The sequence below is a fragment of the Hymenobacter agri genome (assembly GCF_054778495.1).
Genome location: NZ_BAAGZM010001244.1, coordinates 1 through 603 on the forward strand (window position 1 = coordinate 1; position 603 = coordinate 603).

Below are 603 nucleotides of genomic sequence, written 5' to 3' on the forward strand. Positions count from 1 at the left end.
GGCCAGGCCCGCGCCCGGCACCTGCCCAGCCACGCCGTTCAGGAAGGTGGCGTTGGGCACGCCCTGGGTGGCCCCGTAACCGGCCAGGCCGATGATAGGCGGCCCGAAATTGGCTTCCGCCGCCGCGCCCTGAATGTTTTTGTAGTAGCGCAGGAAGTAGTCGGGCTTGTTGCGCAGCACCACGTCACCGGCCGTCAGGTTCCAGATGGGGTTGGTGAGGGTGATGTAAATCTTGTCGAACTGTTGCAGCTGCTGGGTGTTGCCCTCCGGCTGAAAGGGCACGTTCTGGTCCGAAATCGCGGCCGTGAGGTGGATGTTCTCGGCCAGTTGGCCTTCCAGCTGCAGGTTCAGGGCCGAGTTCACGAACACGTTCTGGGTATTGCCGAAGCTGAGCCCGCGCGAGAGGTTGCCCGTTTTGCTGATGCCCGGCGTGTTCAAAATCTGCTCCTTCACCGAGAAATCCTCCATCCGCATGGCCTCCTGCCGAAATCCGATGCTGTCCATCAAACTGCGCGGCCGCCGAAACCGTGCCGCCGCAAGGCGCAGCGGCAGCACCCGGTAGCACACCAGCAGCGAATCGGGCCGCAGGGCGCCGCTGCTGTC

General features: G+C 64.2%; 1 pseudogene. It reads right to left on the reverse strand.

Annotated features, from left to right (window positions below):
- Positions 1 to 603 (reverse strand): annotated as a pseudogene (locus ACYVDE_RS25575) (hypothetical protein); the annotation flags it as partial.